This window comes from Synechococcus sp. O70.1, from assembly GCF_047462215.1.
Taxonomy (GTDB): Bacteria; Cyanobacteriota; Cyanobacteriia; order Thermostichales; family Thermostichaceae; genus Thermostichus.
In genome coordinates, this window is record NZ_JANSIT010000005.1 from 69,891 (window position 1) to 82,889 (window position 12,999).

15 protein-coding genes are annotated in these 12,999 nt (G+C 61.3%); 6 read left to right on the plus strand and 9 right to left on the minus strand.

Annotated features, from left to right (window positions below):
- Positions 1-5: 5 nt before the first annotated feature.
- The 6 genes from NW833_RS04375 to NW833_RS04400 form a co-directional block, all read right to left on the minus strand.
- Positions 6-1,631 carry a peptide chain release factor 3 gene (locus NW833_RS04375; RefSeq protein ID WP_414411673.1) on the minus strand — a complete coding sequence of 542 codons (1,626 nt, stop codon included), beginning with the start codon at positions 1,629-1,631 and terminating at the stop codon, positions 6-8.
- Positions 1,632-1,686: 55 nt separating this feature from the next.
- Positions 1,687-2,871 carry a pyridoxal phosphate-dependent aminotransferase gene (locus NW833_RS04380; RefSeq protein ID WP_414395767.1) on the minus strand — a complete coding sequence of 395 codons (1,185 nt, stop codon included), beginning with the start codon at positions 2,869-2,871 and terminating at the stop codon, positions 1,687-1,689.
- 42 nt (positions 2,872-2,913) lie between these two features.
- Complete coding sequence (locus NW833_RS04385; protein ID WP_414411674.1) at positions 2,914-3,474, minus strand: hypothetical protein; 561 nt, start codon at positions 3,472-3,474, stop codon at positions 2,914-2,916.
- An 86-nt stretch (positions 3,475-3,560) separates the two neighbouring features.
- On the minus strand, positions 3,561-4,220 hold the full coding sequence (locus NW833_RS04390; RefSeq protein ID WP_414411675.1) for a DUF2232 domain-containing protein: 660 nt from the start codon (positions 4,218-4,220) through the stop codon (positions 3,561-3,563).
- A gap of 36 nt (positions 4,221-4,256) precedes the next feature.
- A complete protein-coding gene (locus tag NW833_RS04395; RefSeq protein ID WP_414395762.1) occupies positions 4,257-4,541 on the minus strand; it encodes an RNA-binding S4 domain-containing protein in 285 nt (94 codons plus the stop codon).
- A gap of 63 nt (positions 4,542-4,604) precedes the next feature.
- Complete coding sequence (locus NW833_RS04400; RefSeq protein WP_414411676.1) at positions 4,605-5,663, minus strand: serine hydrolase; 1,059 nt, start codon at positions 5,661-5,663, stop codon at positions 4,605-4,607.
- A 248-nt stretch (positions 5,664-5,911) separates the two neighbouring features.
- Between NW833_RS04400 and NW833_RS04405 the strand changes: the two genes are divergently transcribed.
- From NW833_RS04405 to NW833_RS04415, 3 genes are read left to right on the plus strand one after another with little or no spacing between them, the layout of a single operon-like run.
- Positions 5,912-6,139: a hypothetical protein gene (locus NW833_RS04405; protein ID WP_414410399.1), complete on the plus strand. Its 228-nt coding sequence runs from the start codon at positions 5,912-5,914 to the stop codon at positions 6,137-6,139.
- A gap of 1 nt (position 6,140) precedes the next feature.
- A complete protein-coding gene (gene mutY / locus NW833_RS04410) occupies positions 6,141-7,322 on the plus strand; it encodes an A/G-specific adenine glycosylase (protein ID WP_414395758.1) in 1,182 nt (393 codons plus the stop codon).
- Between the two features lie 28 nt (positions 7,323-7,350).
- Positions 7,351-7,626 (plus strand): hypothetical protein, encoded by a 276-nt coding sequence (locus tag NW833_RS04415; protein WP_414410397.1) that lies wholly within the window; start codon positions 7,351-7,353, stop codon positions 7,624-7,626.
- 26 nt (positions 7,627-7,652) lie between these two features.
- On the opposite strand, the gene folD is transcribed toward NW833_RS04415, so the two are convergent.
- The 3 genes from folD to xseA form a co-directional block, all read right to left on the minus strand.
- The gene (gene folD / locus NW833_RS04420; RefSeq protein ID WP_414411677.1) at positions 7,653-8,522 is read right to left on the minus strand and encodes a bifunctional methylenetetrahydrofolate dehydrogenase/methenyltetrahydrofolate cyclohydrolase FolD; all 870 of its coding nucleotides are present in this window, start codon (positions 8,520-8,522) and stop codon (positions 7,653-7,655) included.
- Positions 8,523-8,628: 106 nt separating this feature from the next.
- Positions 8,629-8,868, minus strand: coding sequence for an exodeoxyribonuclease VII small subunit (gene xseB, locus NW833_RS04425; protein ID WP_414395752.1), 240 nt, complete (start codon positions 8,866-8,868; stop codon positions 8,629-8,631).
- Positions 8,849-10,081 (minus strand): exodeoxyribonuclease VII large subunit, encoded by a 1,233-nt coding sequence (xseA, locus tag NW833_RS04430; protein WP_414411678.1) that lies wholly within the window; start codon positions 10,079-10,081, stop codon positions 8,849-8,851. Before xseA ends, xseB begins: the two co-directional genes overlap by 20 nt.
- A gap of 130 nt (positions 10,082-10,211) precedes the next feature.
- Here xseA and NW833_RS04435 point away from each other — a divergent pair, with 130 nt between their 5' ends.
- The 3 genes from NW833_RS04435 (at position 10,212) to NW833_RS04445 (ending at position 12,948) form a co-directional block, all read left to right on the plus strand.
- A complete protein-coding gene (locus tag NW833_RS04435) occupies positions 10,212-11,363 on the plus strand; it encodes an AI-2E family transporter (protein WP_414411679.1) in 1,152 nt (383 codons plus the stop codon).
- An 88-nt stretch (positions 11,364-11,451) separates the two neighbouring features.
- Positions 11,452-11,826 carry a DUF1257 domain-containing protein gene (locus tag NW833_RS04440; protein WP_414406251.1) on the plus strand — a complete coding sequence of 125 codons (375 nt, stop codon included), beginning with the start codon at positions 11,452-11,454 and terminating at the stop codon, positions 11,824-11,826.
- Positions 11,827-11,844: 18 nt separating this feature from the next.
- Positions 11,845-12,948 carry a pentapeptide repeat-containing protein gene (locus NW833_RS04445; protein WP_414411680.1) on the plus strand — a complete coding sequence of 368 codons (1,104 nt, stop codon included), beginning with the start codon at positions 11,845-11,847 and terminating at the stop codon, positions 12,946-12,948.
- Positions 12,949-12,999 lie beyond the last annotated feature (51 nt).

The window sequence follows — 12,999 nt, forward strand, 5'->3', positions numbered from 1 at the left end:
GGGCTTTACGGGCTGCTGTTGGCTTCTGGGCTGAGATCGGCAGTGGGAGCAATTTTGCTGAGCTTAATCTTGGGATTGCTACTGACAAATTGCTGCAGAGTCCATTCATTCTTAAAGAGCAGAACCGGCCTATCCTGAACATCCTTGACAATCAGAGTGTTAAACAGACTGGGAAGATCCCGAAGGGCCTCCCAGCCGTTTTCTACCCAGCGAGCCAGCGTGTAGGGCAGCATCTCCAGGCGGGTTTCAACGTTGTATTCATGTTCCAGGCGGTACTGCAGCACCTCAAACTGCAACTGGCCCACCGCGGCCACGATTGGATCCCGTTTGGATTCGTCAAGGGAGTACATAATTTGCACCGCCCCTTCTTCCCGCAGCTCTGACACTCCTTTCTGAAACTGTTTAAATTTGGAGGGGTTGGGATTTTTGAGATAGGCAAAAAGCTCCGGGGAAAAGCTTGGGATCCCGGCGTAGCGCAGCTTTGGGCCAGTGTAGAGCGTATCCCCAATTGTAAAGAGGCCAGGGTTGTTTAGGCCAATCACATCCCCAGGGTAAGCTTCGTCAATGGAGATGCGCTCTTGAGCAAACAACTTCTGGGGGTAGGATAGGCGGATGGGGCGGTTGAGGCGGGCATGGTTGACCACCATGTCTTTCTCGAACTTGCCGGAGCAGATGCGCACAAAAGCAATGCGATCCCGGTGGCGGGGATCCATATTGGCCTGCAGCTTAAAGACAAAGCCTGTGAACTCAGGATACTCTGGAGAAATCAGCCCAGCCGTACTTTCGTGGGGCATTGGCGGCAGGGAGTACTCCAAAAACGCATTGAGAAACAGCTCCACCCCAAAATTGGTCATGGCGCTGCCGAAAAAGACAGGAGTTTGTTTCCCAGCATGAACCTGTTTGAGATCCAAACTGGGCATAAGGCCATCCAGGATCTCCAATTCTTCCTTAAATCGGTAGTAGAGATCTTTTTCGATTAGGTCTTCCACTTGGGGATCCCCGAGTTTAATAACTGTATCTTTGACTCGTAGCCGTCCCCCGGAGACTCGCTCAAAGAAGTGAAACTCGTGAGTGCGTCGGTCAAACAAAGCTGTGAAGCGCTCCCCTGAGCCAATGGGCCAGGTAACAGGATAGGGCTTAAGGCCCAGCTCGCTCTCGATTTCGTCCATGAGCTCGAGGGGATCCCGGCTGGGGCGATCCATCTTGTTGATGAAGGTAAAAATCGGCAGCCGCCGCATTTGACAGACTTCAAACAACTTGCGGGTTTGGGGTTCTAGCCCTTTGCCGGCATCTTCTAGCATCACGGCGTTGTCCACTGCCGCCAGGGTTCGGTAGGTGTCTTCGCTAAAGTCCTGGTGGCCGGGGGTATCGAGGAGGTTGAGGCGAAAGTTGCGATAGTCAAATTGGAGCACCGTCGAGGTGATGGAGATACCCCGCTGTCTTTCCAGTTCCATCCAGTCGGAGGTAACCCGCTTTTGAGCGCGGCGGGCCTTCACGGCTCCAGCCTCCTGAATGGCTCCTCCGTACAGCAACAGCTTTTCCGTAAGGGTGGTCTTTCCGGCATCGGGGTGGGAGATGATGGCAAAAGTGCGCCGCTGCTGGATGGCTTTGGCCAGGTCTACTTCCTTCATCGTCAAGAAGCTCCTCTAGGTCAACCAGGGCGCTGGCAGCATCCAGTTTCCCGCCTTAGAGGGAGGAGAGAAAGCGGTGCAGTCGCTCCAGACCTTTTTCCAGGGTGACGCGGTCGGCGGCGTAGGAGAGGCGAATACAGTGATCGGCTCCGAAGGCCACCCCTGGCACGGCAGCCACATGGTGCTCTTTGAGCAGCCGTTGGCAGAACTCCACCGAGCTCAAGCCGGTCTGGCTGATGTTGAGAAAGATGTAAAATGCGCCCTCTGGCTCTGGACAGCTTACCTTTGGCAGGGTGCGGATCCCCTCCAGCATCAGATCCCGCCGCCGCCAGAACTCTTGGCGCATCTTTTCTACCGCTGGCGCTGAAAGGGGGCTGGTGAGGGCCTCTAGGGCGCCGTATTGGGCAAAGGTGCAGACGTTGGAGGTGCTGTGGCTTTGCAGGCTGATGGCCGCCTCGACGATGGGCTTTGGCCCTGCCAAGTAGCCGATGCGCCAGCCGGTCATGGCATAAGCTTTGGCAAAGCCGCTGCTGAGGATAGTGCGCGGCAGCAGCTCTGGAGAAAGGGATCCCAGGCTGAGGTGGCGAGCTTCGCCGTAGACGAGCTTCTCGTAGATCTCATCGCAGACCACGTAGAGATGGGGGACCGAGAGGATCACCTCCGCCAGCGCCTCCAGCTCGTGCCGGTGATAGACAGCGCCGGTGGGGTTGGCTGGCGAGTTAAGAATGAGCAACTTGCTGCGGGGGGTGAGGGCTTGGCGCAGCTGGTCGGCAGTGAGCTTGAAGCCCTGGGCCTCTTGGGTCTGAACCCGCACCACTTGAGCGCCTGCCAGAGCCACCATTTCGGGATAGCTGACCCAGTAGGGGACAGGCAGGATGACCTCATCCCCTGGATCCAGCAGCACCATGGCCAGGTTAAACAGGGTTTGCTTGCCGCCGTTGCTAATCAAGATCTGCTCGGGGCTATAGTCCAGGCCGTTTTCCCGACGCAGCTTGTCGGCTACCGCCTGGCGCAAGGCGGGGATCCCAGCGGTGGGGCCGTAGCGGGTCTTGCCTTCCTGCAGGGCGCGAATGGCAGCCGCCCGAATATGTTCAGGGGTGTCGAAGTCCGGCTCGCCGGCGCTCAGGATACAGACGTCCAGACCCTCTGCCTGCATGGCTTTGGCCAGGGCCGAGATCGACAGCGTTGCCGAAGGGGAAAGGCGGGCAACCCGTTGGGACAAGCCAGCAGCAGACACCATCAGTTAGGGATCCTGGGGTACAGTTGGGCTAGTTCTCAGCACCTAGGCTACGGCTGTCAAGAGGCGGCTGCCATCCACCAGCAGCAGCTTGTGACCTTCCCGCTCCGCCAGCAGATCCCAGAACTCCCCCGCTGTAGCCCCTGGCAAAAACCCTTCCAGGCGTAGCCGCAGGGGGGGAAATTGTTTGCTCCCCTGAGGCTTGCGCCGCACTGCTACCCAGATGTAGCCTTCGTGGGGCTCGACAACGCCGCGAATGTTAAAGCCTTCCTCCGCATCTTCAGGGGCAGGCAAAAAAGGCTCATCTTCTGCCGCTGGGTCTTGCTCCTCCTCTGGCAGAGCCAGGATGCGGATGACGCTCAGGCCCAGAGTGCCCCCCGAGCGCGGCTGGGGCTGCACGTAGTACCAGTAGGTTCGGCCGCTCTCAATACAGTGGGTGAAACGGCGCAGCAGCCCGGCGCGGCCAGGGGTGGCTGGGTACTCCACGCCATCGCTGGCAACCAGCGTCGCCTGGGCATAGGTCTTCGGGATTGGCTTCAGGGATCCCTTAATCAAGCCCAGCGCGCGGAACTGGTAGGGGTGGGCAGGGGGGGGAATAGGGTTCATAGGGCCTAGGCAACGAAGGCAGAGCCTCTAGGTCTTAATCTAATTAATCTTATGGCGATAGCCTCCCCAAGAAGTATAGGAGGCTGCTAGTCCAGCAAAAATTGCACCCACTTTGGCGGCGGTGGCAGCGGACAGCGGAAGTGCTCCATGACCAAGGCTGCCACCAAATGCACAGTAAATGCATAGACAAGGGAGTTAAAGGCAATAAACCCTAGGATCACCACCTGAACCATCCAAGGTTCCGCCACCCAGTACAGGCCGAATCGGCCCAGAGACACGTCCAGCAGCCAGTTGGTCAGGCCAGTGAGCTGGATGGTGAGATAGATCCAGAGGTTTTCTCCCAGCAGCAGCGAGGAGAGCAGCAATTGGAAAACCAGACCAAAAGTGCTGAGGGCAGCGCCGCTGACCACCGAGAGATACCAGGAGAGGCGTTGCCGCCACAGGCAGGCACACCAATAGCCTAGAAGGCCGTAGGGAATGACATAGAGGATACTGCGGGTGGGCCCCATCAGCACCGTCAGCAGCAAGGCGGAGACCCCCAGCGCCATGGCCCCAGTGCGGGGATCCCAGCGCATCACGGCCAGTGCCACCGGGATAGGGAAAAACAGGCGCATAAGCGGGGCCAGCGGCGTGTAGCTCAAGATCCAGATCAAAGCGGCAGTGCTGGCCAAGAAAGCCGTCTCCACCACCCTCAACGCAGGAGAAGGGGGTGGCGAGGGGGGTAAAGGGGGAGAATCACCCTGCACAGGAGGCTCAGCTAGGAAAAGACATCTGTTCCCAGCTTAGGCCAGCAGTGGCCGAGTTGGCGGAGTGGGATCTTGGCGCCAGGCGCAAGCTCTGGCACCCTCCCAGCGCACCTGCCAAACTTGGCCTGCCACCGCCACTGCATCCCCTGGGCGCAACTTGCGCCCCCGCCGGGTTTCCACCTCGCCGTTGACGCGCACCTGCCCCGCCTGGATGAGCTGCTTAGCCCGCCCGCCGGTGGGGACAACTCCCGTCAGCTTGAGAAATTGACCCAGCTTAATGTAGGGATCTCCCCCTCCAGAAGCTCGAGCCGTTGTGGCCATAGCGTTCTTGCTCGTCGGCTAATTCCATTCTCAGGCGCTCTGCTGGCAAGGTGCTGAGATGGCCTAGGGCTGCAAAGCTGAGGTTGCCGGAGCTTCTACAGTCGACCAGAACTCGTAGGCGGCCTGGGAGAGTTTGGCAATCAGCTCCTCCGCTCTGGGATCGTTGGGGGTTTCCCGCTTCACCCACACCGCTGCTATGTAACGCCGCCCGTTGGGCAGATCGAGGATCCCGGCATCTCCGACCACCGAGCTGAGGGTTCCCGTCTTGTGGGCAATGCGCACTTCTGGGTCTAGGCCAGGGCGAAAGTAGGAGGGCCGCTGCGTGCGCCAGAGGATGTCCAAAAAGCGGTCGCGGCTGCGACGGCTAAGCAGGCGCCCCTGCTCCACTTGGCTGAGCAGCCAGACCATATCGCGCGGGCTACTGGTGTTGGCGCCCTCTAGATCTGGCAGCCATTGGGAGATCTGCGTGTGTTGCAGCCCCCACTGGCGAAACTTTTGGTTGAGGGCTTCTCGACCGCCCAGGCGATCCAGGATCAAGTTGGCGGCGAAGTTATCGCTGACGGTGCTCATGAGGGTGGCTGCCTCAAGAGCAGAGACCTGGGATCCCAGAGGACGGGTTTGCAAAAGGCCAGCTCCCCCCCCCTTGAGCTCTTTCCGCAGCGTTAGCTTTTCATCTAGCCGCACCTGCCCAGTTTCCACCGCCTGCAAAAAGGCTAGGAGAATCGGGATCTTGAGGACACTAGCCGCAGGAAAAACCTGATCCGGCCTCACCCCCGCAAAGGCGCCAGTTTCCACCTCCCAAAACAAGGCTCCCACCGTCAGGCCCGGCTGGTCAGCCAGGGCCGCTAAGCGCTCCTGCAGAGCAGGGATTTCCTCTCCTTTGAGGAAGTCTGTGGGCAAGGCAGGGGGGGGATCCCCAGATCCTGCTGCCACCTGCTCTGTCTGGGGAGGGGCGGTGGATTGCAGCAGGCGCGACAGGCCAGCCATCGTCAGACCCAGAATTAGGCTGAAGCCCAAGCCCCTGAGCAGCACCTCCTTAAAAGCCCTGGGCCGGCGTAGGCGAGAGGGACGAGTTGCCCGTTGGCGCACTCGGGCAAGGGCCTTTTGGCGAGAAAGGCGCAAGAGGGATCCCGCAGCAGGTAGCAGACGCTCAGAAGCAGGGTGTTGATGAAGCCCTGCCTGCCGGGATCTTTCTGGAGCTGAGCTGCTGCCTCTTCCCTCCCTTCCTCTAGCCATGCCTGCCCCAACGCCACTCTTTTGGCCAATAATGGCAACTTGCCTCCGGAACCTCAGTTTAACAAAGCACCCCCTGGCCAACCCAGCCATAGCCGGGGGGAACCTGCCCCGGTGTAGAGTCGGAGGGGGGCTAGTTGGCTATCCTGAAAGTAGGCTCTTGGGAAAAACTTTCCAGCTCCTGCGCTTGGTTCCCCACCCCACCGCTGGAGCTGGGGGAGGCGACGATGGCTAACTACAACCGCGGCATTATGCAGTTCAAGGGGGCGGATAGCCCCATTGTGGTGCTGATCTCGGCCAGCGTTGTGGCGGGAGTCGTCTCGGCCTTGATCTGGTGGGCCCTGCACTTTGCCTACGCAGCTTGAGATGCCATCTCTGCAACCCGGGGAGGTGGAGGTAGAGGCGGCAACCGTCGACGGGCAACGGCTGGGCTGGGAAGAGGCAGTTCAGCAGCGCCTGAGGCGTTCTTTGCTGCAGTGGTACCGCAAGGAAGGCCGGGATCTGCCCTGGCGGCGCACCCGAGATCCCTACGCCATCTGGGTAGCGGAAGTGATGCTGCAACAGACCCAGGTGGCTACCGTGATCCCCTACTTTCAGCGCTGGATGGAGGCTTTGCCCGGGATCCCCGACTTGGCGGCAGCCTCCCAAGAGCAGGTGCTGAAATTGTGGGAAGGCCTGGGCTACTACCGGCGGGCGCTAAATCTGCACAAAGCCGCTCAAATCCTGATGCGGGAACATGGAGGGCAGTTTCCCCGCGATCTGCAGCAGGTGCTGGCGCTGCCAGGGATCGGGCGCACAACGGCTGGGGGCATTCTCAGCGCTGCCTTTGACCTACCCCTGCCGATTTTGGAGGGGAACGTCAAGCGGGTGTTGGCTCGCCTGGTGGCTTTGCCCCAGCCACCAAGTCGCTGCCTGCCTCTCCTGTGGCGGCTTTCGCAGCAATTACTGGATCCCGAGCAGCCGCGCACCTTTAACCAGGCTCTGATGGACTTGGGCGCTACTGTCTGCCGGCCCAGGCGGCCTCGCTGTGGTCAGTGCCCTTGGCAGGCCGATTGCGCCGCTTACCATCGAGGTCAACAGCACCACCTGCCTATGGCTGAACCCCGTCCCTTGCGCCCTCACAAACAGATTGCGGTGGCCATTGTCCTGCGGGAGAACGAGATCCTCATCGATCGGCGCCCGGAAAGCTCGATGCTCAGCGGCCTGTGGGAGTTCCCCGGTGGCAAGATCGAGCCGGGAGAAACCCCTGCGGAGTGTGTGGTGCGGGAAGTGAAAGAGGAAGTGGGCATTGACATCGCAGTGGTAGCGCCGCTGGCCACCGTTGAGCATGCCTACACCCATTTCACCATCACCCTCATGGCTTTTATCTGCCGCTATTTGGGCGGAGAAGCTCAGCCTTTACAATGCAGTGAAGTCCGCTGGGTCAAACCGGCAGAGCTGTCGCAGTTTCCTTTTCCAGCAGCTAACCAAAAGCTATTTCCCTACCTGTACACTTGGCTAGAAGAACACGAGCTTTACGTGGAGCCCAGAAGATCTTCGCTGGGATGATACCTAATTGCTGCAGTGAGGCGCGGATATGCTGGTCACTTTGGAGAAAGCAGGGGAGATTCTCGCCAAGGGATCCCATACGGCCATTCCGACCACCGATGGCAAGGTCGCTCTGGTGCCTAAGGGAAAAGAAGACCTCAAGCTAACAGCTGCCGAAGCCATTAACTTGATGTTCTATGTCGTTCGCTCCACTGACCCTCCGGAAAAGGTGATGGTGCAACTGCAGGAAGCTGTGGCCAAAGCACAAGCCCCCGATCCCGCCGAAGAGCGCGCCAGAAGATATCGGGAAATCCGCGGCGTCTAGCCGGAGGGGGGTGCACGCATTTTGGCCTAGAGGCGGCTGCGCAGTTTGTAGCTCTCTAGAGTGTTGGCCAGCAGCATGGTTACCGTCATCGGCCCCACGCCACCCGGTACGGGTGTGATGGCGGCAGCCCGCTCTTTGACTGCCTCGTAGTCCACATCTCCCACCAACTGCTCCGACCCGTCAGGGCCTTGGATGCGGTTAATGCCTACATCGACGACCACGGCCCCTGGCTTTACCATTTCTGCCTTGAGCAGGCGGGGACGCCCCACCGCCATGACCACAATGTCGGCACTGCGGGTTACTTCGGCCAAGTTGGGTGTGCGGGAGTGGGCCACGGTAACTGTGGCGTCGGCGGCCAGCAACATCAAGCTCAAGGGCTTGCCCACCAGAAGGCTGCGGCCGACCACCACCGCTTTTCGTCCGGCAACCGGGATCCCTTCTGCCTCCAGCAGGCGCATCACGCCTAATGGGGTACAACTGCGCAGGCCGGGCTCGCCGCGCACCAGCCGGCCCAGGTTGAGGGGGTGGAGGCCGTCCACGTCCTTGGCAGGATCGATGGCTAGAAGAGGCGGGATGGGATCCCAGCCAGGGGGCAGCGGCAGTTGCACAAGGATGCCATCGACGCGCTCGTCCTGGTTGAGTTGGGCAATGGTGTCGAGCAGATGGGCGGGGGAGTCCTGGGCGGAAAAATGGCGACCAAAGGAGGCGATGCCCACCCGCTCACAGGCCCGCTCTTTGCCGCGCACGTAGGCAGCACTGGCGGGATCCTCTCCAACTCGCAGCACTGCCAACCCTGGGGGGCGCCCCACCCGCGGGAGCCAAGCTTGCACTTGGGCAGCCATCTCGGCTTGCAGGCGAGCAGCTAAGGCTTTGCCATCCAAGATCTTGGCAGCCATGGAGGGCGCCCCGCGAGGTCTTGACAACTTGACTATCTTCAGGAGCTCCGCTCCCTTCGTCAAGCCTTGCTGCCGTCGAGAACCAGCAGCACGGGCATTGATGTCCCTAGAACTCGCGCAGCTCTTCTTCGTCGTCGGGCCCTAGCTGCTCAATGATGATCTCCACCTGCTGCCGTTTTTCCTCCAAAAACTCGGCACAGCGCTTTAGAGTTTGGGCGGCCTGCTGGAAGCGCTCCACCACCTCCTCCAGATCCAGCTCCCCCGATTCAATCTGGGCAATCAAACTTTCTACTTCGGCAATGGCTGCCTCGTAGCGCCAGGGATCCTCACGTTTGCGGCGGCTCATGGCTCTCCTCCACTCGAACCCAGAAGCTTCCCCCGGCCAGCTCTATGCACAGGCGGGTCTGAGGTGGCAGGCAGGGGTTGCGGACGAGAGATCCCCGCTCGTCGCGCACGAGGGCGTAGCCCCGCCGGAGGACGGCGGCGGGATCGAGGGCTTGGAGGTGCTGCTGGAGAGCTTGGTGGCGCTGTTGCTGCTCTTGAAGGCGATGGCGCACGGCCTGAACTAGGCGCTGTTGCCGTTGCAGCAGGTGCTTCTGGGCCTGGTGCAGCAGCCGCTCGGGATGAATTTGGAGCAGACGGTGGTGGGCATGGTGCAGGCGCTCCTGGGCCTTCTCCAAAACCTGCAGGGTGCAGGTGACCAGCCGCTGCCGGAGCTGGGATCCCTGGCGCTGCAATTCCCGCAGATCCGGCACAACCCGTTCGGCGGCCGCTGTGGGGGTGTGGGCCGCATAGTCAGCGGCGTAGTCCGCCAAGGTCTCATCCCGCTGGTGGCCGATCCCAGTTACCACCGGAATGCGGCATTCGGCAATGGCCCGCACCACCCGTTCATCGTTAAAGCAGGCCAAATCCTCGCCGGCTCCGCCTCCTCGGGCAATCAGCAGCACCTCCGCCCGCCCATCCCGTTCCACCCGGCGAATGGCCCGCACAATGGACTCAGGGGCCGCTTCCCCTTGCACTTGAGCTGGCGAAAACAGCACCCGCAGCCCCGGGTAGCGCTGGTTGAGGGTGCGGCGGATATCTCCCCAGCCGGCGGCGTCGGGAGAGCTGACGACGGCAATGCACTGAGGGTGGGTGGGCAGGGGCCGCTGGTTGTCGAACAGGCCCTCGGCGGCCAGGCGGGCCTTGAGCTGCTGGAATCTCCACGCCAGGAGGCCTTCCCCTGCTGGCAGCAGTTGCCAGATGACCAGGCGGTAGTAGCTGCCGCCGCTGTAGATGCCAACTTGCCCCAGCGCCAGCACCTGTTGACCCACTTTTGGCCAGAAGCTGAGCCGGGCCGTCTGACTTTGCCACACAACCCCCCTGAGGACGTCGCCGCTTTCTGGATCCACCAGGGTCAGGAACAGGTGGCCCGTGTGGTTGCGCTGACAACTGGAGACTTCTCCAACCACCCACAGCCGGGTCAAGTAGGGATCCCCGCCCAGCAGCGACTTGAGGTAGCGGGACACTCCCCCAACTGAGAGGAGGGGAACTTCCTCGCCCAGCAGGGACTCTATCACCTCCTCTAGGTTACTACAGCTACCCAGAGCCCTTGCTTGTGGATCGGGATTCGGCATACGCAGCTCCCGGATACCGCTGGGAATGTCCGAGATCCCATCTAGAATAGGCGACGACAAACCAAGGGAGGAGGTGGCTGCGGTGACGTTTGCCCATTGGCTGGGGCTGGGGGCGCTGCTGGGCCTGTTGGCACTGCTCTGGCAGATTCGACAGATCCTGCTGCTGGTGTTTGCAGCCATCGTCCTGGCAGTAGCCTTGGATACTCTAGCCCAGATTCCCCAGCGCTACGGCTTTCGCCGCGGCCCCTCCCTTCTCATCACGGGCTTGACGGTTTTGGTGGGCGCGGTCTTGGTGGGGCTCATCGTGGTGCCGCCTCTACTGGAGCAGTTGCGCCGGCTGTTGACCGACGTGGTGCCTGCGGGGATTGCGCAAGCGCAGCGGCTGTTTGAGAGCCTAATCCTCTTGCTGCCGACCGACCTTGAGCTGCCGACGCTGCGGGAGTTGGCCAATAGTCTTGTGCCCCAGGCCACCGAGTTGGTGCGCCAGGTGCGCGACTTTTTCTCCCAGTCCTTCACTGCTTTCTTTGCCACCCTGCTCAACTTCTTGTTTGTGCTCATCCTCACCATCTTGCTGTTGTTAGATCCCCCGGCCTACAGCCGCGCCTTTGTTTCGGTTTTCCCGGCCTTCTACCGCCCCCGCGTTCGCTACATCCTCAAGCGCTGCGAGCTGGTGCTGCGGGGCTGGCTGGTGGGGATCTTGTTTACCAGCACCTTGGTGATGGTGCTGAGCGGCATTGGCCTCTGGATTTTGGGTGTGCCCCTGATCCTAGCCAACGCGGTGCTAGCGGGCCTGTTCAACTTCATCCCCAACATTGGCCCCACCCTGAGCGTGGTTGCCCCAATGCTGGTAGCCCTCACCGACGCCCCCTGGAAGTCCCTAGCAGTGCTAGGGCTGTACATCTTCATCCAGCAGCTTGAAAGCAGCGTCTTTACCCCGCTTGTCATGTCGCGCCAGGTGTCGCTTTTGCCCGCCTTGACGCTGATAGCTCAAATCACCTCGGCCTTTTTCTTCGGGGTGCTGGGCCTATTCTTGGCCGTGCCCTTGGCGGCCATCCTGCAGGTGTGGATCCAGGAGGTGCTGATTCGAGATGTGCTGGATCCCTGGCGAGGCCCGCGAGCCCGCCCCTTGCTCCTGTCTGAGCTGGGAAGGGATGGGAGCTCGCCCTCCCGGCAGCCGGAGAGAACAGATCCCAAGCTGCTCCCCCCCTCGGGCGGAGAGGTTTAAAGCGTCAAGCTCCTTAACATTTGTCCTAGAACCGCAAAAGCGCTCCTATAGTGAGGATCCCCCTCTCCGTGTTGGGATGGGAAGCGCCATGTCCCACTTCACCACCCTGCAAGTGCAGATTAAAGATGCCGAGCTGCTGGAAGAAACCCTGAAGGAATTGGGCTACAGCGTGGAGCGGAACGCCAACCTGCGGGGCTACCTCTGGAACCGCACCCGCGCCGACTTGGTGATCCGGCAAAAGAACGGCTTCGACATCGGCTTTCGCCGCAAGGGGGATCACTACGAGCTGGTGGCCGATCTCTGGGGAGCCGGCATCGATCCCCAGACGTTCCTAGCGCCGATTTTGCAGCGCTACGCCTACAAAAGCCTGCTGCGCTCGGCCCAGCAACAGGGCTATGCCATCGAGGCGGAAGAGCGCCTGGAAGATGGCACTATCCGCGTGGTGGTGGGGCGCTGGGTGTAACTGAGCCCACCTCCGCCGATGAACGGCAATCCTCAGCCAGCGGTGGGGTCTAGCCCTCGCCCTTGGGATCTGGTGTTGGGAGGACAAGCTGCCGCCAGCGGTGCCCCGCCTTACGCCTTGGTCTTAGGGGGTCTTGAGGGGGCGCGGCGGCGGCTCACTCGGGGTGAGGAGGCGGTGCGTCTAGCCACCTTGCCCCAGTTGCTGCAGTACGGGCCGGCAGGTCTAGCGGAGCTAGTAGCAGCCCTGGCCGGCAACAGCTCCTGGGCGGTGCGCTTGGCGGCGTGGCGGCTGCTCTCCCAGCTCGAGCAACCCGAGGCAGAGGAAGCTTGTCGGACCTACAGCCCCTTTCGGCCGGTGGGAGGAGCACAGGGGGTAATCGTGGCCTATCGGCGCGGGGAGCGAGACTTTGCCTACGCCGACTTGGAGGGAGTGGATCTGCAGGAGGCACGGCTGGGGGGTGCCAACTTCTACGAAGCCAATTTGAGAAAGGCTAACCTGCGCCTTTGCAACTTTAACGGCGCCCACCTGCGCCAAGCGGATCTGCGCCAAGCCAATTTGCAAGGGGCCAAGCTCAGTGGCGCCCTCCTAGAAGGAGCGGATCTGCGGGGAGCCGACCTGAGGGGGGTAAAAGTCAGTGGCACCAGCCTGCGCGGATCCCAGCTTTCAGACGCCACCCACTTGGAGGAGCGGCTGCGCCACATCTGGCAGTTGCAAAACTGGGGGGGAGAGGGGCAGGATCTGGCCGGCCAAGACCTCAGCAAAGCTGACCTGCGGGGGCTGGTGCTGCGGCAAATTTGTCTAAGGGGAGCCAACCTCAAGCGGGCGGATCTGCGCGGATCCAACCTGGAGGAAGCGGATCTGCGGGGGGCCAATTTGCAGCGGACAGATCTCCGGGGGGCCAACTTGCAGAATGCCGACCTAGAGGGGGCCGATCTCCGCGGCGCCGAGCTGCGCCAGGCCCAGTTGCAGGGAGCTAACTTGCGCCGCGCCGACCTCAGCGGGGCTAATTTGGAGCAAGCCAACCTAGAAGGCGCCCAGATCGAGGGCCTCAAGCATAGCGGCGCCCGGATTGCCGGCCTGATCTTCCCCGACGGCACCCCCCTCAAGCCTTGGTGGTGGTAGGCCGACCCTTCCTCCCAAATCCAAAGGAATCCCAAGATCCCCACGCCCTTC

Excerpts from the sequence above, each read along its gene's own strand:
- NW833_RS04375 (WP_414411673.1), bottom strand. The coding sequence starts at position 1,631 with ATGAAGGAAGTAGACCTGGCCAAAGCCATCCAGCAGCGGCGCACTTTT.
- NW833_RS04380 (WP_414395767.1), bottom strand. The coding sequence starts at position 2,871 with ATGGTGTCTGCTGCTGGCTTGTCCCAACGGGTTGCCCGCCTTTCCCCT.
- NW833_RS04385 (WP_414411674.1), bottom strand. The coding sequence starts at position 3,474 with ATGAACCCTATTCCCCCCCCTGCCCACCCCTACCAGTTCCGCGCGCTG.
- NW833_RS04395 (WP_414395762.1), bottom strand. The coding sequence starts at position 4,541 with ATGGCCACAACGGCTCGAGCTTCTGGAGGGGGAGATCCCTACATTAAG.
- mutY (WP_414395758.1), top strand. The coding sequence starts at position 6,141 with ATGCCATCTCTGCAACCCGGGGAGGTGGAGGTAGAGGCGGCAACCGTC.
- NW833_RS04415 (WP_414410397.1), top strand. The coding sequence starts at position 7,351 with ATGCTGGTCACTTTGGAGAAAGCAGGGGAGATTCTCGCCAAGGGATCC.
- folD (WP_414411677.1), bottom strand. The coding sequence starts at position 8,522 with ATGGCTGCCAAGATCTTGGATGGCAAAGCCTTAGCTGCTCGCCTGCAA.
- xseB (WP_414395752.1), bottom strand. The coding sequence starts at position 8,868 with ATGAGCCGCCGCAAACGTGAGGATCCCTGGCGCTACGAGGCAGCCATT.
- NW833_RS04440 (WP_414406251.1), top strand. The coding sequence starts at position 11,452 with ATGTCCCACTTCACCACCCTGCAAGTGCAGATTAAAGATGCCGAGCTG.
- NW833_RS04445 (WP_414411680.1), top strand. The coding sequence starts at position 11,845 with ATGAACGGCAATCCTCAGCCAGCGGTGGGGTCTAGCCCTCGCCCTTGG.